The following is a 19,189-nucleotide window of genomic DNA, read 5'->3' as shown; positions in this document are numbered from 1 at the left end:
ATTCTGCCATGTTTGACAAGCTCCCTCTTTTTGGCTATAATGTTTAAGGAAAGAGGTGGTTGTGAACAATGGCAAAAAATGCGCTGTTGGAGATCAAACAAAGTTTGGAAGCCCATGTCGGATCCAAAATCAGTCTTCGAGCTAACGGTGGCCGTCGAAAGACCATTGAACGTACCGGTGTACTGGAAGAAATCTACCCCTCTGTGTTCATTGTAAAGCTTGACCAAGATCAACATGCTTTTAAGCGCGTTTCATACAGCTATGCGGATATTTTGACGGAATCGGTGGAAGTGACCGTGTGCAACGATGACGGTCAAGTCAAAATTTCCTACGTGCATTAAAATACACAGCCACCATTTTGCCCGGGCATCCGGGTCGGCGCGGCGCCATGCGACCGCGCTTTTTTATTGCGCGCACGCCGGTATGCGCGGACGCAGGCGAGGAGGACGCCCCATTATTAGCCCGGGTATAACATTGGCCAGAGGCAGCATACTAGCTACATCACGACCAAAAGGAGGGCCCATATCCGATGAGCAGAAAACGCAGAGGCATGATGAGCGAAGGACTGAAAAATGAGCTGGCGAAAGACCTCGGCTTCTACGATACCGTGCAAAAGGAGGGTTGGGGCGGGATCAAGGCCAAGGATGCGGGAAACATGGTCAAGCGTGCCATCCAGCTGGCCGAGCAATCCGCAGCGAAGCAGCGCCCCTAGCTCCCAAAACGGGCGGGGTCGGACGTTATTTTTACAGCGCGCAGCGGGCGATTGGCCGTCATTGCGCCGCATATTTTTTTGAGCTAAGCGCGCCGCCCGCGTAGGGGAGGAGATGCAGCTTAGCTTTTCTTGTTTTCATTTGGTATAATATGAGCATTCTTATGCATAACGATCGGGTGGACAGCGAATGAAAATTTACGAAAAAGCGCCGGCCAAAATCAACTTGCTGCTCGACGTGCTCCGCAAGCGCGAAGACGGCTTTCACGAGGTCGAAATGGTCATGACCATGGTCGATCTGTTCGACCGGCTCGAAATGGAGGAGCTGGAGCGGGATACGATCGTCATCTCCAGTCAAGCCGGGTATATTCCGCTCGATGAGAAAAATCTGGCCTTCCAGGCTGCACGGCTCATCAAGGAGCGCTATCGGGTGCCCAAAGGGGTCTACATACACCTGGACAAGAAGATCCCTGTGGCTGCCGGTCTGGCAGGCGGAAGCAGCGACGCAGCCGCAACCCTGCGGGGCCTCAATCGACTCTGGGGGCTGCGCATTCCACTGGACGAGCTGAGCCGCCTGGGCGGCGAGCTCGGCTCGGACGTGCCATTCTGCGTGACGGGCGGGACCGCCTTGGCCACGGGTAGAGGCGAGCTGTTGCAGCGGATCGGCAATCCGCCGCAATGCTGGGTCATTCTAGCCAAGCCGCCGATCAACGTCTCGACTGCCGACGTCTACGGCCGCTTTCGCGTCAATCAACTCAATACGCATCCCTCGCTCGCGCGCATGATGGCGGCCATCGAAGGCGGCAGCTTCACCGCCATGTGCGATGCGCTCGGCAATGTATTGGAATCGGTCACGCTGTCGCTTTATCCCGAGGTGCGGCAGCTGCGCAGCAGCATGCGACAGCTCGGCGCCGACGGGGTGCTGATGTCCGGCAGCGGGCCGACGGTATTCGGGCTGGTGGCCAAGCAAGCGAAGGCCGAGCGCATCTATAACGGGCTGCGCGGATATTGCAAGGAAGTGTACGTGGTAAGAATGCTTACATAGATTCGTCATAGTTTTGTTCTCCGTCTTGAAAAAAACCGTATAAAAATGTTATATTGACTATATAACATTCGGGTTTTACAGGGGGAGATGTCGTGAGGAAGTTGAAGAGGAGCGCCAGGTTGGTAGAAATGACCCAATATTTGCTGGCTCGCCCCCATACGTTAGTTTCGCTGACAGCGTTCGCGGATCGTTATCAATCTGCTAAATCGTCGATCAGCGAGGATCTTGCCATTATCAAGGAAGTGTTTGAGGAGGAAGGGCTCGGCGAGCTGCATACGCTTGCGGGCGCCGCGGGCGGGGTCAAGTTTCTGCCCAAGATGGACAAAACCGAGGCGCTCGGGATCATCAAGGGCATCTGCCGCGAACTGGAGCAGCCCGAACGCGTGCTGCCTGGCGGGTACCTCTACATGACGGACATGCTGGGTCAGCCCTCGCTCATGAACGATGTCGGCCGCATGTTTGCAACCGTCTTCGCAGACCGGCAGCTCGATGTCATCATGACCGTGGAGACCAAGGGCATCCCGCTCGCCTACGCAACGGCCACGTATCTGAACCTGCCGGTCGTCATCGTTCGTCGGGACAATAAGGTGACCGAAGGCTCGGCGGTAAGCATCAATTACGTCTCCGGTTCCAACAAGCGCATTCAGACGATGTCGCTGGCCCGCCGGGCGTTGCGCGAGCGGGCGCGGGTGCTGATCATCGATGATTTCATGCGGGCGGGCGGAACCATTCAGGGCATGATGGATTTGCTGTACGAGTTCGAGGCGACTGTTGCAGGCGTAGGCGTCTTCGTCGAATCGGGCGAGGTCGAAATGGACGAGCGGCTGCTGGAGGATTACGTCTCGCTCGCCAAGCTGACCGCCGTTGATCTCAAAACGAAGCAAACGACGGTACTGCCGGGCAATTATTTTCGCAGTTGATAGAGGAGGCTAATGATAACCGATGGCGAACCAACCGGAAATTGTATCCACCGACCAAGCCCCTGCCGCAATTGGGCCTTACTCCCAAGCAATGCGCTTGGGCAATTTGCTGTTCACCTCCGGACAGATCCCGCTTACCGCCGCGGGTGAGCTGGTCGAAGGCGGCGTGCAAGAGCAGACAAGGCAGGTTTTTCGCAATCTGGAAGCTGTGCTGGCCGCAGCCGGCGCTTCTTTGTCGGACGTCGTAAAGGCGACTGTATTTATAAAAGACATGGCGCAATTCGGGGAGATTAACGAGGAATATGCGGCAGCGTTCGGCGCGCACAAGCCGGCTCGTTCAACCGTCGAAGTGGCGCGTCTGCCGAAGGATGTGCTTGTCGAAATCGAGGTCATTGCATCGATTCTTGTCGAATAAAATCGAATTCCGAGCATCCCAGTCTTTTTTTTATGAATTCATCATTATTTTTCCAAAAATAAGAAGGATTTTGCACTGTGATGTGGAATTATACACCAAGTCTTTTATAGGCAAAGGTGGTGAACACAAGTGCAGATTACTGATGTTAGACTCCGCCGTGTGAATTCCGAAGGGAGGATGAAGGCGATCGCGTCCATTACCATTGACAACGAATTTGTTGTTCATGACATTCGTGTCATCGATGGCAATAATGGCATGTTCGTCGCGATGCCCAGCAAACGTACGCCGGATGGAGAGTTCCGGGACATTGCGCATCCGATCTCATCCACAACTCGGGAAAAGATTCAGGCCGCGGTCCTCGCCGAATACGAGCGGGCCGCTACTGAAGAAGAAGTTGCCATTGTAGAAGGCGCTTGACGCATACTGGAATCGTGAAGGGGCGTATGACGCCGCGGCACGCGGTGTTGCGGCAGGAACGGGAAGAGAGCCGAGCAGGCTCTCTTTTCTTTTGGTGGCGAATACGATATAGTAGGTGCGGATATAGAACCGGCGAGACAGGGGAGGAAGCGCATCGTGAAAACTCGCATGGCAATTGTACTTGCTGCGGGCAAGGGCAAGCGCATGAAATCAAAATTGTATAAAGTGTTGCATCCGGTATGCGGCAAGCCGATGGCTGCACACGTGCTGGATGTCGTCGATGAAGCGGCATGCAGCCGCAAAATCGTCATCGTCGGTCATGGCGCCGAAGCCGTGCAGGCCAAGCTCGGCGAGCGGGCCGAATTCGTCTTGCAGGCGGAGCAGCTCGGCACCGGTCATGCAGTGGCTCAAGCGAAGCCGCTGCTCGGCGAGATCGACGGCACCACGATTGTCATTTGCGGCGATACGCCGCTCGTCACGACGGCGACGGTCGAGGCGCTGGCTGCGCTGCATGCGGAGCGCGGAGCGGCGGCGACGGTGCTGACGGCCGAGCTGGCCGATCCGACCGGCTACGGACGTCTGATCCGCACGACGAGCGGCGAAGTGGAGCGGATCGTAGAGCAGAAGGACTGCACGCCCGAGCAAGCGGCGGTCAAGGAGATCAATACGGGCACGTATTGCTTCGACAATCGCAAGCTATTCGCCGCGCTGGAGCAGGTCGACAACCGCAACACCCAGGGCGAATACTACTTGACGGACGTCATCGGCATCCTGCAGCGTCAAGGCGAGGTCATCGAGGCGTATTGCACCGCGGACGAGGCCGAAGCGCTGGGCGTCAATGATCGGGTGGCGCTGGCGGCGGCGGAGCGGGCGATGCGCCGCCGCATCAATCACGGGCATATGCTGGGCGGGGTGACCCTACTCGATCCCGAGACGACCTATATTGAAGCGGACGTGCGCATCGGGGCGGATACGGTCGTGTATCCGGGCTCGGTCCTGCGCGGCCTCACGGTCATCGGCGAGGACTGCATCGTCGGTCCGCAGGCCGAGCTCATCGACACGGTGCTGGAGGACGGCGCCTGTATCCGGCACGCCGTGAGTGAGCGGGCGGAGATCGGGCCCGGCAGCACAGTGGGGCCTTACGCGAATCTGCGGCCGGGCACCAAACTCGGCAGCGGCTGCAAGCTCGGCAATTTCGTCGAGCTCAAGAACGCCGTGCTCGGCGACGGCAGCAAGGTGTCGCACCTGAGCTACGTCGGCGATGCCAAGGTCGGTGCGGATGTGAATATCGGCTGCGGAGCGATTACCGTCAATTACGACGGTTTCAACAAGTCCCTGACCGAGATTGCGGACGGCGCCTTCGTCGGCAGCAATGTCAATCTGATCGCGCCGGTGCGCGTCGGCAAAGGGGCGTACGTGGTGGCCGGCTCGACCATTACCCAGGACGTGCCCGAGGGCGATCTGGCGATCGCGCGGGAGCGCCAGGTCAACAAGCCCGGCTACGCCGACAAGATCCGCAATCGCGCCAAGGCGCGCAAGGAGCAAGGTCGTCCGTAGCACCGTTATCGCGAGCTGCTTGGGTAGGCGGTGGTTGAACAATCGCAGCCATGTATCGTGACACAGACGCATGCGGTGGTTAAAGTACTTGGTCAATGGGTAACAATATAACAATTGGCACAATTGACAAGGAGGCTTGTATACCGATGGCAAACATCACGTTACAAGTAGAGGAACGCGAAGCGGTGACGAAGGGACAACTGCGACAGTTACGCAGCCAAGGCAAAGTGCCTGGCGTCGTATACGGCAGCAAAATCAAGGAAACGACGGCGCTGTCGATCGACGAAAAGCAATTGGCGGCGCTGCTTAAATCGCAGCCAAATGCCATTTTGGACATCAAGCTGAAAGCAACCGGCAAGCAACCGGTGATGATTCACGATATTCAGCGCGATGCGTTATCGCGTCAGGTGATGCATATCGATCTCCATCAGATCAACATGAACGAAAAAATCACGACCACTGTCCGTGTCGAGACGACGGGCGAAGCGGCCGGGGAGCAAGAAGGCGGTATTCTGCAGCTCATGCTGCATGAGCTGGAAGTAACCTGCTTGCCGAGCGATATTCCGGAATCGGTAGAAGTAGACGTCTCGGCGCTGCAGATCGGGGAGAACATCCAGGTCCAGGATCTCAAGCTGCCGAAGGGTGTCGAAGCGGCCAGCGAGGCGCATCTCGTCGTCGCGACTGTGCTTTTGCCGCAGAAGGAAGAGGAAGAGGATGCCGGCGAAGAGGGCGAAGAGCCCGAATTGGTCGGCGCCGACGGGTCGGAGTCCGAGGACAAGGCGGAGGATGCCGAGGCGGGCGACAAGTCCGAAAGCTAAAAAACAAAAAGAGCCTGCCCGTTCAACGGGCAGGCTCTTTTTTAAGTATAGAAAATATATAATCTCGCTTATCCTTGTCAACCTTTCTCGGAACGAAAGCAACTTGGCCGTAATAAAGACGGCCTAGCCGCTTTGCCTTGTTCGCTGCTCGGGAAGTAGAAGATTAATAGCCGGGTCTGGAAACAAAGGTGAACCGGGAGCGGTCGTAAAACGTGTGGTTGATCTTGACATATTGCGAGCAATATTGTTCAATGAACCCAATGTCCTGGTGGACGTTGGACAAGTAAATCTGAACCGGCACGTCAGCCTCTACATGATCGTCGAAATGACAGTCGTTGACGATAACCTGGCCGTTGAAATAAACACGTTCCTCTGCCTCCGTATCGCGGATGAGCAAGTTCGCCATTGTTTATCACCTCATATAGAAGACAAATTGCAGCATGAAATCGTTGCATGTTCGTCCCGAATTTTAAAAAATTATGCACAGAACTGAGGAAAGACGTCATGAAATGGATTGTCGGGCTTGGAAATCCGGGCAGCGCGTACGCCCAAACGCGCCACAATGTCGGATTTATGGTGGTGGACGCACTCGCGGCACGTCACGGCTTGGATTGGAAGCCGCATAAGTGCAAAGCTCTGGCCGGAGAGGGCCGAATCGCGGGCGAGAAGGTGTTTCTGTTGAAGCCGACCACTTATATGAATCTATCAGGCGAAGCGGTACGCGCTTTTTTGGATTACTATAAAGCGGACCTGGCAAACGGAATCGTCGTTTATGACGATCTCGACACCGAGATTGGCCGCATTCGGCTGCGCTACCAAGGCAGTGCCGGCGGCCACAACGGCATCAAGTCCATTATCGCCCATACCGGCACCCAGCAATTTAACCGGATCCGCATGGGCATCTCGCGGCCAGCCCCGGGCGAGCGCATTGTGGATTATGTCCTATCGAAATTCACCTCCGCCGAACGCGAACCGCTGCAGCACATGATTGAACAGGCCTGCGACGCGCTCGAATTTGCCATCACGCATCCTTATGAAGCGACCATGGGGAAATATAACCGTTAAATTTCAGCTTTGCCGGGCATACTGAAGGTATAACGGCAAAGCAGGAGGCATAAGATGGCGGTACATTACGTATGTCGACATTGCAAGACAAATATAGGTTCGTTGTCCGGCCAAGCCGCGGAGACGGCCCGCCTTGGCTTTCATTTCTTGACCCCCGAGGAACGCAGCGATATAATAGCGTATAACCCCGATGGAAACGTAACAGTCAAAATCGTATGCGATTATTGCCGGGAAGCGCTTGAAGCGAATCCCGAGCTGCTGTTGGTTACGAACCCGCTTCAATGAAATGATGATGATGGATTCCCGCGCGCACGACTCGCGGGTGCCTGGCCTTAGCGCAAAAGCCGAGGCTTCTTTTTTGTTGTTTTGGCAGAGTGGGTATGAAGAAAAGAGGTGCCGCAAGGTTGAAAGCGTTAATGGAGGCCTTCACGGCGGATCATGACTTCCAGACGGTCATGTCCGGTATACAACAAGGAATGCGCGAGCAGATGGTGTCCGGCCTGGCGGGCTCTTCCCGTCAAGTCATGACAGCGGCGCTGCACGAGGAGCTCCGGCGTCCGCTGCTCATTCTGACCCATAATATGTTTGCCGCACAGAAAATTGCTGAGGATCTGCAGGAAATCCTGACGCCGGATCATGTGCTGCTGTACCCGGCCAACGAGCTGGTGGCAGCCGAAGCGGCGATCTCCTCGCCGGAGACGATGGCGCAACGGATCGATGTGCTGGTGCGGCTCTCGCAAGGTTTTCGCGGCGTGGTCGTCGTGCCGTTCGCCGGCGCACGGCGCTATTTGCCTGTCAAGGAAGTGATGGCGCAGGCGCAACTCCCGCTGCGCGTCGGCGATACGCTGCCGCTGGAGACGTTCCTCGGGCGGATGGTGGCGCTCGGCTACGAGCGCACGGATCGGGTCGAGGCCAAGGGCGAGATGAGCGTCCGCGGCGGCATCGTGGACTTCTTCCCGCTGACGGAGCCGCATGCTTATCGCGTCGAGTGGTTCGACGACGAAGTTGACTCCATCCGCACCTTCGACCCATCGGATCAGCGCTCGGTCGACAAGCTGGAGCACTATACCGTGCCGCTCTGCAAGGAAGTCCTCGCGGACGAGCGGCGTCTCAAGGCGGCCGCGCAGCATACCTTCGAACTCCTGGAGCGGCAGCTGGAGAAGATGAGCGACAAGACGGCCAAAGAACGGCTGCGGACCGAGCTCGGAGCGGAGATTGAGCAACTGCGGGAGCAGGTCTACTTCTCGGAGATGTACAAATACATGGGGCTGCTCTATCCCGAGCGTCAAACGATCATGGACTATGTGCCGGAGGATACGCTGCTGATCATCGACGAGCCGACACGGCTGATCGAGATGGCCCGTCAGCTGGAGCGGGACGAGGCGGAGTGGGCGACGCATCTGCTGCAGAACGGCAAGTCGCTGCCTGGGCTGGTGCTCTCGCGCGACACCGACGAGATTTTGTTTCATCGCCCGTTCCAGACGCTGTTCTTATCGCTCTTTCTCCGACAAATTCCGCATACGCAGCCGCAAAACATTCTGAACTTCATGTGCCGTGCGATGCAAAATTTCCATGGGCAGATGAATGTGCTCAAGACGGAGATGGAGCGCTGGAAAAAATCCGGTGCAAACGTTATCATGCTGGGCGGCGGCAGCGAACGGCTGGAGCGGATGCGGCGCGTGCTGCAAGACTACCAGATCGAGCCGCCGACGATGCTGGAGGGCAACCTGCAGACCGGCTTCGAGCTGCCGAGCGCGCATCTGGTCGTCATCACCGAGGGTGAGATGTTCTCCCAGAAGCAGCGCAAGGTGCGCCGTACCGGGAAAAAGATCGACAATGCCGAGCGCATCAAAAGCTACACGGAGCTGAAGGTAGGCGACTATGTCGTGCATCAGAACCACGGCATCGGCAAATACCTGGGCATCGGCACGCTCGAAATCGGCGGCATTCACAAGGACTATCTGCATATCTTGTATGCGGGCGGCGATAAGCTCTCCGTACCGATTGAACAAATTGATCTGATCCAAAAATATATCGGCTCCGAAGAAAAAGAGCCCAAGGTGTATAAGCTGGGCGGCAACGAGTGGACCCGGGTCAAAAACAAGGTCCGCAGCTCCGTACAGGACATCGCGGACGATCTGATTAAGCTCTATGCCGAGCGCGAGTCCTCGCCGGGCTTCCGCTTCGGCAAGGACACGCCGTATCAGCAGGAATTCGAGGGGCTCTTCCCCTACGATGAGACGCGCGATCAGCTGCGGGCGATCGACGAGATCAAGCAGGACATGGAGCGGGCGCGGCCAATGGACCGGCTGCTGTGCGGCGATGTCGGCTACGGCAAGACGGAGGTGGCGATTCGCGCCGCCTTCAAGTCGGCGATCGAGGGCAAGCAGGTCGCGGTGCTCGTGCCGACGACGATCCTGGCACAGCAGCACTATGAGACGTTCCGCGAGCGCTTCGCCGATTACCCGTTCACGATCCAGGTGCTGAGCCGCTTCCGCTCGCGCAAGGAGCAGACGGCGACGATGAAGGGGCTGAAGGCCGGCACCGTCGACGTCGTCATCGGCACGCACCGCCTGCTGTCGCAGGACGTGATCTTCAAGGATCTCGGACTGCTCATCGTAGACGAGGAGCAGCGCTTCGGCGTGTCGCACAAGGAAAAGCTCAAAAAGCTCAAAACCGGGGTCGACGTGCTGACTTTGACGGCGACGCCGATCCCTCGGACCCTGCATATGTCGATGCTGGGCGTGCGGGACCTGTCGGTCATCGAGACGCCGCCGGAGAACCGCTTCCCGGTGCAGACCTATGTGGTCGAATACAGCGCCTCGCTCGTGCGGGAGGCGATCGAGCGGGAGCTGGCGCGCGGCGGACAAGTCTATTATCTCTTCAACCGCGTCCAGGGCATCTACCAGATGGCCGAGCAGATCACCGCGCTCGTGCCGGACGCGCGCGTCGCGGTCGGACATGGCCAGATGTCGGAGCAGGAGCTGGAGAAGACGATCCTCGACTTCCTCGACGGGGAATACGACGTACTCGTCAGCACCAGCATTATCGAGACCGGCGTCGACATTCCCAATGTCAACACGCTGATCGTACATGATGCGGACAAGATGGGGCTGTCGCAGCTTTACCAGCTGCGGGGACGCGTCGGGCGTTCGAATCGCATCGCTTATGCGTATTTCTCTTATCAACGCGACAAGGTGCTCACCGAGGTGGCGGAGAAGCGGCTCCAGTCGATCAAGGAATTCACCGAGCTCGGCTCCGGCTTCAAGATCGCTATGCGCGATCTGTCGATTCGGGGCGCGGGCAATCTGCTCGGCGCGGAACAGCATGGCTTCATTGCCTCGGTCGGCTTCGACCTGTATTCGCAGATGCTGGCGGAGGAGATCAAAAAGCGCAAGGCCCAAATGCACGGCCACGAGCCGGTCGTCGAGATCGACGCTCCGACGCAGATCGATATCAGCATCGATGCTTACTTGCCGTCGGACTATATCTACGACAGCATTCAAAAAATCGAAATCTACAAAAAAGTATCCGTCATTCGTTCGCTCGAGGAGAGCGAGGATCTGCGCGAGGAACTGACCGACCGCTTCGGCGACCTGCCGGCCGCGGTGGAAAATCTGCTCACGGTCGCACGGCTGAAGGTGCTCGGCCGCGAATTCGGCGTGACGCAGATCGGGCAGCGCGCCGACGAGCTGACGCTCACCTTCAGCGCGCGCGGGAGCGCGATGCTGGACCGCAAAAAAATCGATCTGCTCTGCCTGCGCTTCGAGAACCGCTTCAAGCGGCCGATCGGCGTTCAGGAAAGCGGACTGGTCGTGCAACTGCGGGGCCAAGGGCTGGCTGATGGACAGAAATTGGAATTGGTGGAGCGTTTTCTGGTACAATGTGAGGAAGCGCTCAAATCGAAAGGGGAACTCCAAGATGTTGCGCAATAAAAGAAGAACGGGAGGCCGGAGCAGCATGATGATGCTGGCTTCCGCCGTGCTGGCCATGACGCTGCTGGCCGGATGCGGCTCCAACGACAACGCGGCCTCGGACGATCCGGGACAAGTCGTCGCCACGTACAAGGACGGCGGCGAGGTAGGCGAAACGGAATTCAATCATTACATCAGCCTGGTTGAGATTACCGATCCGCAAAAGGCGATGTATCTGTCGATCCCGCAATTCAAGGAACAGGAATTGCAGATGTACGTGCTCTATAAGTATTATGCCGGCGTCGCAAGCGACGAGCAGAAGGAAAGCGCCAAGGAAAATGCGGCGTCCTTCAAAACAGAGATGCAAAATGCGATGGACGAGGACGATCAGCTCAAGGAAATGCTGGACGGCAAGCTAACGGTCAATCAGGCCGAGGATGTCGTCGAACTGGTCAGCGCCGGCGGCATGGTGCTGCAGGAGAAGAGCGCCGAGCTGGAAGCGCAGATTACCGACGAGGAGCGCAAGGCGATCTTCGACGAAAATCCGTCCGACTACAACACGGTGACCGTCCGGCATATCCTGGTCGGCACGACGGATCCGCAGACTGGCGAGGAGCTGCGCACCGACGAGGAAGCGCTGGCGCGCGCCGAGGAAGTCAAGCAAAAGCTTGAGGATGGCGGAGACTGGCAGGCCCTGGCCGAGGAATACTCCGACGATGAGGGCTCTAAAGCGAACGGCGGCCTCTACGAAAGCCAGCAGGCCGGCGGCTGGGTCGCGGAATTCAAGGAAGCGGCCAATACGCAAGAAATCGGAGTGATCGGCGATCCGGTACTGACCGAATTCGGTTACCACGTCATGTTGGTCGAAGCGCGCGAGGAGGCCAGCTTCGACTCGCTGAGCGAAGAGGTCAAGACGCAGCTGACCAATACCGTATTGAACACGAAGATGAACGAATTCCTGGAGGGCGAGCAGGAAAGCCTGAACATCGAAACGAATCTGCCGGAGGAAGAAGCGCCGGCAGCCGGAGAAGATGAGGCAGGGAATGGCGCCAACAGCGCTGAAAACGGTACGGAAGGCGGCGCGGCCGACAACGCGGACGGCAATGCCGAGGCGAATACAACCGAATAAGCGCGGCTCGCAATAAAGCCACGCTCCCAATAAAGAAACACTCTCAAAAACAAAGCAAGGCTCACACCGAACCCGGTCTTCGAACTCGAAGACCGGGTTTTTTAATTCATAGGTTTTTTAATTCATACAACTTGCATCATGTTGCCGCGTCGCTGGGAACTTCTTGCCGGTCCCGTCTATGGGACGTTTGTCCGATTTCCGAAAAAACAGGTCGTATGAGGCTTGACCAGAGTGCAGGCATTTTTCCATAAAATCTGCACTCGCGGGTAAACTTTGTGTAAGGTTTTAATTGAGATTTTTCCAGCTGCATGGTTTGTATAGAGGGGAAATCGCTCAAAAAAGACCGATTAAATCAAATATAAGATTGATAAAATCAAAATATTGAATATAAAATTTTTTTCCAATAAAGTTGCGTTACATATATTGACGTGGATACCAAAGCGCACTATAATAAATTCACGAACGATGACATATAAACTTACATAATCGTTCGTAAATAGAGAATATATCTATTGGGGAGTGGGAGAATGAATCGGAGAACGTGGGTAAGTGCTGTGCTGCTGCTGCTGGTCGTAAGCGTGGTGCTGGCCGGCTGCGGCAGCGGAAATAACGGCAATACAGGGGAGAACAACACTGGCAACAACACGTCCGGCGCGGCGAGCGGCAACGAGCCGGCCGAGGAGACCAGCGCGGAGGCGGACAGTGGCGACACGATCAAAGTCGGCGTGCTGCACTCGCTGAGCGGTACGATGGCAATCAGTGAAGTATCCGTTCAAGAGGCCGAACTGATGGCGATCGAAGAAATCAATGCGGCCGGCGGCGTGCTCGGCAAGCAGTTGGAGCCCGTCGTGGAGGATGGCGCGTCCGACCAGCCGACCTTCGCCGAGAAGGCGCGCAAGCTGCTGTCCGAGGATCAGGTGGCGACGGTATTCGGCGGCTGGACCTCCTCGAGCCGCAAGGCGATGCTGCCGGTGTTCGAGGAACTGAACGGACTGCTGTGGTATCCGGTCCAATACGAAGGACTTGAAGCGTCGCCGAACATCTTCTACACCGGCGCCACGACGAACCAGCAGATCGTACCGGCGGTGACCTGGCTGCTGGAGAACAAGGGTACGAAGTTCTTCCTACTGGGCTCGGACTATGTGTTCCCGCGCACGGCGAATCAGATTATCACGGCGCAGCTCGGAGCGGAGGGCGGCGAGGTGGTCGGCGAAGAATACACGCCTATGGGCCACACCGATTACAGCACCATCATCTCCAAGATTCAGCAGGCGAAGCCGGACGTCATCTTCAACACGCTGAACGGAGACAGCAACGTCGCGTTCTTCAAGCAATTCAAGGATGCGGGCATCACAGCGGCGGACATCCCGGTACTGTCGGTATCGGTGGCCGAGGAAGAGATCCGGGGCATTGGCGTCGACGTGCTCGAGGGGCACTATGCGGCCTGGAACTACTATCAGACGACGGACACGCCGGAGAACGAGGAATTCGTGGCCAGCTACAAAGCGGCTTACGGCGACGATCGCGTGACGGCCGATCCGATCGAAGCGGGTTACATTGCCGTGTATCTGTGGGCGGCAGCTGTCGAAGCGGCCGGCACGACCGATGTCGATGCGGTCAAGGAAGCGGCCAAAGGACTGGAATTCGACGCGCCGGGCGGCAAGGTAACCATCGACGGCGACAACCAGCACATCTACAAGACGGTGCGAATCGGCGAAGTGCAGGCGGACGGTCAATTCGCCGAGGTGTGGGCGACGCCGGAGCCGGTCAAGCCGGATCCGTACCTGGATGGCTACGACTGGGCGGCAGGACTGGGCGGTTAATGCACGCGGGACGCCCGCGAACTGAATAGCAGCGGGCACCATGTAGATGCAATCGATGCGTACCAACGGGAGAGGGAAGTATTCGGAGCATGCCGAATGCTTCCCTTTGCCGCTGCCCAAAGGCAACGGAAAGAGGTGATGGCCCAATGGAAGTCATTTTGTCGCAAATCTTCAATGGACTGAGCATCAGCTCCATCCTGCTCTTGATCGCCCTGGGGCTGGCCATAACGTTTGGACTGATGAATGTCATCAATATGGCGCACGGCGAATTGATTATGGTGGGCGCTTACGCCACCTATGTGACGCAGAATTTGTTCAACGATTACTTGCCGGCCTCGCTGTTCAATTGGTACTTTGTGCTGGCGATTCCGGTCAGCTTCCTCATTGCCTTCCTGCTCGGCCTCGTGCTGGAGGCGAGCCTGATCCGCTTCCTGTACGGCAGGCCGCTCGACAGCTTGCTGGCGACATGGGGGGTGGCGCTCATGCTGCAGCAGCTGGCGCGCACAATCTTCGGCGCGCCCAACGTAGCGGTCAAGAGTCCGACCTGGCTGGACGGCGGCATGACGCTCATGACGGGGGTCGTGCTGCCTTACAAGCGCCTGTTCATCATCGGGCTGGTCATCGTAACGCTGCTGGCGATGTTCCTCTATATCTACCGTTCCCACGCCGGACGGCGCATGCGCGCAGTCATGCAAAATCGCGAGATGGCCTCTTGCCTCGGCATCTCGACGCGGCGCGTCGATGCGCTCACGTTTGCCATCGGCTCCGGCATTGCCGGCATCGCGGGCTGCGCGCTGACGCTGATGGGGCCGATCGGCCCGGCGCTGGGCACGTATTACATCGTCGATGCCTTCATGGTCGTCGTGCTCGGCGGCGTCGGCAAGCTGGTCGGGACGATTATCGGGGCGACGGGGATCGGCATGTTCAACACCTTGTTTGAATTTTGGACGTCGGCTTCGCTTGGCAAGGTGCTGGTGTTCGTCTGCATCGTCGCCTTCCTGCAATGGCGGCCCAAAGGGCTCGTGGCGATGCGCTCGCGCTCGCTGGACTAAGGCACATACACGAATAGAGGTGATCGATTGTGCAGCTCAAGAGACTTACGCCACAGCGCTTGTATATCTTGATTGGCTATGCCGTAGCGGCGACTGCGCTCTTTTGCGCCCCCCTGTATTTAAGCGACTTTCGGCTCAATCTGCTGGCCAAGTTTCTCGCGTTTGCCATCGTGGCGCTCGGACTCGATCTGATCTGGGGCTATACCGGCATCCTGAGCCTCGGCCACGGCGTATTTTTCGGACTGGGCGCGTATGCGATGGGCATGTATTTGAAGCTTGAGGCGAGCGGGACCTCGCTGCCCGATTTTATGGGCTGGAGCGGGATCAAGGCGCTGCCCTGGTTTTGGAAGCCGTTCGAGAGCTTCGCCTTTGCGGCGGCCGCGGGCATTCTGCTGCCGGCGCTGCTGGCGCTCGGGCTCGGCTACTTTACCTTTCGCAACCGGATCAAGGGCGTGTATTTCACGATTCTGACGCAGGCGCTGGTCATCATCACGACGACGCTGATCATCGGCCAGCAGGCCTTCACCGGCGGCACGAACGGCTTGACCGGATTCCGCACGATCTTCGGCGAATCGCTCGGGTCTGCCGATACGAAGCGGATGCTGTACTGGGTGACGGCGGCCGCGCTGCTGGGGGCCTTCGTGCTGTGCCGATTCCTGGTGAAAAGCCGCTTCGGCCGCGTGCTGCGGGCGATCCGTGACGGGGAGAACCGGGCCCGCTTCATCGGGTACAATCCGGCGATCTACCAGATGCTCGTGTTCAGCATTTCCGCAGGGCTGGCCGGACTGGCGGGCATGCTGTTCGTCTTCCATGTCGGCATCATCTCCCCGTCGACGATGGCGATCGTGCCGTCGATCGAGATGGTGCTGTGGGTCGCAATCGGCGGCCGCGGCACCCTGATCGGCGCCGCCCTGGGCGCCATATTGCTCAACTATGCCAAGAGCGAGTTCAGCGCTTCGTATCCCGATGCCTGGCTGTTCTTCCTCGGTGCGCTGTTCGTCGTGGTCGTCGTCTTCCTGCCCAAGGGGGCGGTCGGCTTGTTCGGCAAGCTCAAAATTCCGCAAAGGAGGCAATCCAAGCATGAGCAAGAACCAATCGGTCATTCTGCAGTGTGAGGCGGTAACGGTGGAATTTGACGGGTTCAAGGCGGTGCAAGGCATGGATCTGGCGTTGCAGCAAGGGGAGCTGCGCTTTTTGATCGGACCCAACGGGGCCGGTAAAACGACCATCCTCGACGTCATCTGCGGCAAGGTCAAGCCGTCCTCGGGCAAGGTGACCTTTCAGGGGGCGGTCGACATCACGCGGCGCAAAGAGCATCAGATTGCCGAGATGGGAATCGGGCGGAAGTTCCAGGCGCCGTCCATTTTCCCGACGCTGACCGTCTTTGAGAATCTGGAGATCGCAATGCGCCAGCGGCGCGGCGTATTCGCGACGCTCGTGGCGAAGCTGAAGCCGGAGGAGCAGGAGCGCATCGAGGCACAGCTGAAGATGATCGGCCTGCAGGACAAGGCGCAGTGGCGGGCCGGCGGTCTGTCGCACGGCGAGAAGCAATGGCTCGAGATCGGCATGATGCTGCTGCAGGAGCCCGAGGTGCTGCTGCTCGACGAGCCGGTGGCGGGCATGACGGACAAGGAGACGGATAAGACGGGCGAGCTGCTGCACGAAATCGCGCGGCGGCGCTCGATCGTCGTCGTCGAGCACGACATGGAGTTCGTGCGCAATTTTGCCAGCAAGGTCACGGTGATGCACGAAGGCAAGCTGCTCAAGGAGGGCTCGATGGACGAAATCCAGGGCGACGACCGGGTGGCGGAAGTATACCTCGGGAAAAGGCGGGATGCCGATGTTAGCCGTTCAACAGCTTGAGGCGGGGTATGGCGAGAGCATCATTCTGCGCAATGTATCGCTCAAGGTCGCGCCCGGTCAGGTCGTCTGCCTGCTCGGCCGCAACGGCGTCGGCAAGACGACGCTGATCAAGAGCATCATGGGCCTGCTCAAGGCGCGCAAGGGCACGGTCGTCTACAACAACAGCAACCTGACCAAATCCGCGCCGGGCGTACGTGCCAAAAGCGGAATCGGCTATGTGCCGCAAGGGCGCGAGATCTTCCCGCAGCTGACCGTCTACGAGAACGTGCTGCTCGGTCTGGAGGCGGCAAAGACGAAGACGCGCGACATCCCGCCGGAGGCGATCGCCAAGTTTCCGGTGCTGCCCACGATGTACGAGCGGCGCGGCGGCGATCTCAGCGGCGGTCAGCAGCAGCAGCTCGCCTTTGCGCGGGCGCTGGCGTCGAAGCCGGAGCTGCTGCTGCTCGACGAGCCGTGCGAGGGGATACAGCCCTCCATCGTCGACGATATTCGCGATGTCATCCGCGCGATCAAGGCAGAGGGCCAGACGGCGATTCTGCTCGTGGAGCAGAGTCTGGAATTCGTCAAAAGCGTCGGCGATTATTTTTACATTCTGGAGAAGGGCGCCGTCGCCTGGGAGGGCGGCCTGGACGACCTTGACGAAGAGACGATTCGCATGTATCTGACGGTCTAGGCGAAACGGCTGTCGCCGTGCTTAGGCGGCACACCAAGTTTCATTCCGAATCCGTTAGACAATCCCGCACGGAAGGAGTCCGCCGGCAAGCGCTGAGCGGGCTCTTTTTGATGTATAAGAAATTGGGAGCGGATGAATACTATGGTCAGATTCGACGAAGCAATCGATGCAGAGGCTAAAGGTACGGCGGGGCGGCCACGCTGGCTGGCGACCGCATGCACGCTGGCGACGACGCTAAAGCATGAACAAAGAGCGGGCATCTGTATTTTTCCAAAAGTATTAACCGTTCGATCCAGTCGACTCAAACTCTTCAGGGAAAGTGGGGCAACAAGAATATGAAAGCTACTGGAATTGTTCGTCGAATCGACGACCTCGGCCGGGTAGTCATCCCCAAGGAAATTCGCCGCACGCTGCGTATCCGGGAAGGGGACCCGTTGGAAATTTTTGTCGATCGCGACGGCGAGGTCATTCTGAAAAAATATTCGCCAATTGGCGAGCTCGGCGATTTTGCAAAGGAATATGCAGAATCGCTGTTCGAGAGCACGAATCACATTACCATGATTTCGGATCGCGACACAATCATTGCGCTTGCCGGGGCATCGAAAAAGGAGTACCTGGACAAGCAAGTCGGCGATCTCCTGGAAACCTGTATGGATAGCCGCAAGGCGGTGCTGGAAGCATCCGGCGGCAGCTATGAAATCATCAAGGATGTCAGCGAGACGCTCGGCAGTGTCGTCGTCGCGCCGATCATCGCCGGAGGGGATCCGATCGGCACGGTCGTGCTGGTGAGTAAGGACGCGGCGGTCAGCATGTCGACGATGGAGAGCAAGATGGCCGAGACAGCGGCGGGCTTTTTGGCCAAGCAAATGGAGCAGTAGCCGTCGCAGGCAGCAGGGCTTTCGAACCGTTCGTTCGGTTCGAAGGCCCTTTTTGTCCAGCGACCGTCCGACTGCCGTCCCGCGCGAGCAGGAGATGGCAAGCGATGGCGCGGCAGCGGAGATTTCGGTATACTGGGGACCAGGAATGAGACAAGGGAGAGGCAGCGGTGAGGAAGAAAAAATCGACATCTGTCCCTAGCGTCGGACGGTCTGCGCGGCGCGCACAAGTCGAAGAGGAGGACAACACCACGGACAAATCGGCATGGCTGCGCGGCGCACTCGTGCTCGGGGCAGCGGCGATGGTATGCAAGCTGCTCGGGACGCTGCAAAAAATTCCGCTGCAAAATATCGCCGGTGACCGGGTCTTCGGCCTCTATCATGCGGTCTATCCGCTCTATCAGCTCGTGCTGTTCATGACGACGGCCGGACTGCCTGTGGCGGTCTCGATCCTGGTTGCCGAGCAGGCGGCTTTTGGTATCGCGGCTCAGCGCCGGGCGGCCACGCTCGGCATGCTGCTGCTCGGCGTGGCCGGCGTGGCCGGCTGCGCGCTGCTGTGGATCGGCGCCGACGCGGCTGCGCGGCTGCTCGGCGGCGCCGATGCGGCGTGGGCCGTCCGCATGGCGGCGCTCGCGCTGCTGTTCGCTCCGCCGATGGCGGCGCTGCGCGGCTACTTCCAGGGCCGGCAGCAGATGCTGCCGAGCGCGCTGTCGCAGATCGCCGAGCAGACCGTGCGCGTCGCCCTCCTGCTCGCCTTGGTGCTGGCGGGCACGGCCGCCGGCTGGTCCGACGCGCAGCTCGCCGCCGGCGCGATGGCAGGCTCTGCCGCCGGCGCAGCCGCGGGTGGCGCGCTGATCGGGCTGCTCTGGCTGCGCGCGGACCGCGCGGGCGCGGTAGTCGCAGCGGGCGACGGC

At 58.6% G+C, this 19,189-nt stretch carries 20 protein-coding genes; 19 read left to right on the top strand and 1 reads right to left on the bottom strand.

Annotated features, from left to right (window positions below; all coding sequences use genetic code 11):
• Nucleotides 1-68 precede the first annotated feature (68 nt).
• From veg to IDH44_RS24295, 8 genes are all read left to right on the top strand, one after another.
• Nucleotides 69-341 carry a biofilm formation stimulator Veg gene (gene veg, locus IDH44_RS24330; RefSeq protein ID WP_190921419.1) on the top strand — a complete coding sequence of 91 codons (273 nt, stop codon included), beginning with the start codon at nt 69-71 and terminating at the stop codon, nt 339-341.
• Nucleotides 342-529: 188 nt separating this feature from the next.
• Nucleotides 530-712 (top strand): small, acid-soluble spore protein, alpha/beta type, encoded by a 183-nt coding sequence (locus tag IDH44_RS24325; RefSeq protein WP_190921418.1) that lies wholly within the window; start codon nt 530-532, stop codon nt 710-712.
• Nucleotides 713-899: 187 nt separating this feature from the next.
• Entirely contained in the window at nt 900-1,754 is an 855-nt protein-coding gene (ispE, locus tag IDH44_RS24320; RefSeq protein WP_190921417.1) for a 4-(cytidine 5'-diphospho)-2-C-methyl-D-erythritol kinase, read from the top strand.
• A gap of 92 nt (nt 1,755-1,846) precedes the next feature.
• Nucleotides 1,847-2,674, top strand: a complete 828-nt coding sequence (gene purR / locus IDH44_RS24315; RefSeq protein ID WP_190921416.1) for a pur operon repressor — start codon at nt 1,847-1,849, stop codon at nt 2,672-2,674.
• A 22-nt stretch (nt 2,675-2,696) separates the two neighbouring features.
• Nucleotides 2,697-3,089: a RidA family protein gene (locus tag IDH44_RS24310; RefSeq protein ID WP_190921415.1), complete on the top strand. Its 393-nt coding sequence runs from the start codon at nt 2,697-2,699 to the stop codon at nt 3,087-3,089.
• Nucleotides 3,090-3,218: 129 nt separating this feature from the next.
• Nucleotides 3,219-3,506: a septation regulator SpoVG gene (gene spoVG / locus IDH44_RS24305; RefSeq protein ID WP_190921414.1), complete on the top strand. Its 288-nt coding sequence runs from the start codon at nt 3,219-3,221 to the stop codon at nt 3,504-3,506.
• A gap of 156 nt (nt 3,507-3,662) precedes the next feature.
• The gene (gene glmU / locus IDH44_RS24300; protein ID WP_190921413.1) at nt 3,663-5,063 is read left to right on the top strand and encodes a bifunctional UDP-N-acetylglucosamine diphosphorylase/glucosamine-1-phosphate N-acetyltransferase GlmU; all 1,401 of its coding nucleotides are present in this window, start codon (nt 3,663-3,665) and stop codon (nt 5,061-5,063) included.
• Between the two features lie 146 nt (nt 5,064-5,209).
• Nucleotides 5,210-5,881, top strand: coding sequence for a 50S ribosomal protein L25/general stress protein Ctc (locus tag IDH44_RS24295; protein WP_190921412.1), 672 nt, complete (start codon nt 5,210-5,212; stop codon nt 5,879-5,881).
• Nucleotides 5,882-6,044: 163 nt separating this feature from the next.
• Here IDH44_RS24295 and IDH44_RS24290 read toward each other — a convergent pair whose 3' ends face one another.
• Complete coding sequence (locus tag IDH44_RS24290; protein WP_190921411.1) at nt 6,045-6,287, bottom strand: hypothetical protein; 243 nt, start codon at nt 6,285-6,287, stop codon at nt 6,045-6,047.
• A gap of 98 nt (nt 6,288-6,385) precedes the next feature.
• Here IDH44_RS24290 and pth point away from each other — a divergent pair, with 98 nt between their 5' ends.
• From pth to IDH44_RS24235, 11 genes are all read left to right on the top strand, one after another.
• Nucleotides 6,386-6,946 carry an aminoacyl-tRNA hydrolase gene (gene pth / locus IDH44_RS24285; RefSeq protein ID WP_190921410.1) on the top strand — a complete coding sequence of 187 codons (561 nt, stop codon included), beginning with the start codon at nt 6,386-6,388 and terminating at the stop codon, nt 6,944-6,946.
• Between the two features lie 54 nt (nt 6,947-7,000).
• The gene (locus tag IDH44_RS24280) at nt 7,001-7,231 is read left to right on the top strand and encodes an anti-sigma-F factor Fin family protein (RefSeq protein ID WP_190921409.1); all 231 of its coding nucleotides are present in this window, start codon (nt 7,001-7,003) and stop codon (nt 7,229-7,231) included.
• Between the two features lie 95 nt (nt 7,232-7,326).
• Nucleotides 7,327-10,881 carry a transcription-repair coupling factor gene (gene mfd, locus IDH44_RS24275; protein ID WP_190921408.1) on the top strand — a complete coding sequence of 1,185 codons (3,555 nt, stop codon included), beginning with the start codon at nt 7,327-7,329 and terminating at the stop codon, nt 10,879-10,881.
• A 25-nt stretch (nt 10,882-10,906) separates the two neighbouring features.
• Entirely contained in the window at nt 10,907-11,989 is a 1,083-nt protein-coding gene (locus IDH44_RS24270) for a peptidylprolyl isomerase (RefSeq protein WP_190921407.1), read from the top strand.
• A 527-nt stretch (nt 11,990-12,516) separates the two neighbouring features.
• The gene (gene urtA, locus IDH44_RS24265) at nt 12,517-13,812 is read left to right on the top strand and encodes an urea ABC transporter substrate-binding protein (RefSeq protein WP_190921406.1); all 1,296 of its coding nucleotides are present in this window, start codon (nt 12,517-12,519) and stop codon (nt 13,810-13,812) included.
• Between the two features lie 146 nt (nt 13,813-13,958).
• Nucleotides 13,959-14,864, top strand: a complete 906-nt coding sequence (gene urtB / locus IDH44_RS24260; RefSeq protein WP_190921405.1) for an urea ABC transporter permease subunit UrtB — start codon at nt 13,959-13,961, stop codon at nt 14,862-14,864.
• Between the two features lie 29 nt (nt 14,865-14,893).
• Nucleotides 14,894-15,979: an urea ABC transporter permease subunit UrtC gene (gene urtC / locus IDH44_RS24255; RefSeq protein WP_190921404.1), complete on the top strand. Its 1,086-nt coding sequence runs from the start codon at nt 14,894-14,896 to the stop codon at nt 15,977-15,979.
• Nucleotides 15,945-16,727 carry an urea ABC transporter ATP-binding protein UrtD gene (gene urtD, locus IDH44_RS24250; protein WP_190921403.1) on the top strand — a complete coding sequence of 261 codons (783 nt, stop codon included), beginning with the start codon at nt 15,945-15,947 and terminating at the stop codon, nt 16,725-16,727. The genes urtC and urtD overlap by 35 nt, the downstream gene beginning before the upstream one ends.
• A complete protein-coding gene (gene urtE, locus IDH44_RS24245) occupies nt 16,705-17,400 on the top strand; it encodes an urea ABC transporter ATP-binding subunit UrtE (RefSeq protein WP_190921402.1) in 696 nt (231 codons plus the stop codon). The genes urtD and urtE overlap by 23 nt, the downstream gene beginning before the upstream one ends.
• Nucleotides 17,401-17,735: 335 nt before the next feature.
• Nucleotides 17,736-18,278 (top strand): stage V sporulation protein T, encoded by a 543-nt coding sequence (gene spoVT, locus IDH44_RS24240; RefSeq protein ID WP_190921401.1) that lies wholly within the window; start codon nt 17,736-17,738, stop codon nt 18,276-18,278.
• Nucleotides 18,279-18,445: 167 nt separating this feature from the next.
• The coding region (locus IDH44_RS24235) for an oligosaccharide flippase family protein (protein WP_190921400.1) at nt 18,446-19,189 on the top strand (744 nt) is incomplete at its 3' end.

The organism is Paenibacillus sabuli, from assembly GCF_014705605.1.
Taxonomy (GTDB): domain Bacteria; phylum Bacillota; class Bacilli; order Paenibacillales; family Paenibacillaceae; genus Paenibacillus_D; species Paenibacillus_D sabuli.
This window is presented reverse-complemented; position numbering and strand designations above follow the sequence as displayed.

What these genes read in the sequence shown, in the direction of transcription:
- IDH44_RS24295 (WP_190921412.1), top strand. Translation starts at nt 5,210, where the DNA reads ATGGCAAACATCACGTTACAAGTAGAGGAACGCGAAGCGGTGACGAAG.
- veg (WP_190921419.1), top strand. Translation starts at nt 69, where the DNA reads ATGGCAAAAAATGCGCTGTTGGAGATCAAACAAAGTTTGGAAGCCCAT.
- urtE (WP_190921402.1), top strand. Translation starts at nt 16,705, where the DNA reads ATGTTAGCCGTTCAACAGCTTGAGGCGGGGTATGGCGAGAGCATCATT.
- ispE (WP_190921417.1), top strand. Translation starts at nt 900, where the DNA reads ATGAAAATTTACGAAAAAGCGCCGGCCAAAATCAACTTGCTGCTCGAC.
- IDH44_RS24270 (WP_190921407.1), top strand. Translation starts at nt 10,907, where the DNA reads ATGATGATGCTGGCTTCCGCCGTGCTGGCCATGACGCTGCTGGCCGGA.
- pth (WP_190921410.1), top strand. Translation starts at nt 6,386, where the DNA reads ATGAAATGGATTGTCGGGCTTGGAAATCCGGGCAGCGCGTACGCCCAA.
- urtB (WP_190921405.1), top strand. Translation starts at nt 13,959, where the DNA reads ATGGAAGTCATTTTGTCGCAAATCTTCAATGGACTGAGCATCAGCTCC.
- urtA (WP_190921406.1), top strand. Translation starts at nt 12,517, where the DNA reads ATGAATCGGAGAACGTGGGTAAGTGCTGTGCTGCTGCTGCTGGTCGTA.
- IDH44_RS24325 (WP_190921418.1), top strand. Translation starts at nt 530, where the DNA reads ATGAGCAGAAAACGCAGAGGCATGATGAGCGAAGGACTGAAAAATGAG.
- IDH44_RS24290 (WP_190921411.1), bottom strand. Translation starts at nt 6,287, where the DNA reads ATGGCGAACTTGCTCATCCGCGATACGGAGGCAGAGGAACGTGTTTAT.
- urtD (WP_190921403.1), top strand. Translation starts at nt 15,945, where the DNA reads ATGAGCAAGAACCAATCGGTCATTCTGCAGTGTGAGGCGGTAACGGTG.
- spoVT (WP_190921401.1), top strand. Translation starts at nt 17,736, where the DNA reads ATGAAAGCTACTGGAATTGTTCGTCGAATCGACGACCTCGGCCGGGTA.
- IDH44_RS24310 (WP_190921415.1), top strand. Translation starts at nt 2,697, where the DNA reads ATGGCGAACCAACCGGAAATTGTATCCACCGACCAAGCCCCTGCCGCA.
- mfd (WP_190921408.1), top strand. Translation starts at nt 7,327, where the DNA reads ATGAAGAAAAGAGGTGCCGCAAGGTTGAAAGCGTTAATGGAGGCCTTC.
- IDH44_RS24280 (WP_190921409.1), top strand. Translation starts at nt 7,001, where the DNA reads ATGGCGGTACATTACGTATGTCGACATTGCAAGACAAATATAGGTTCG.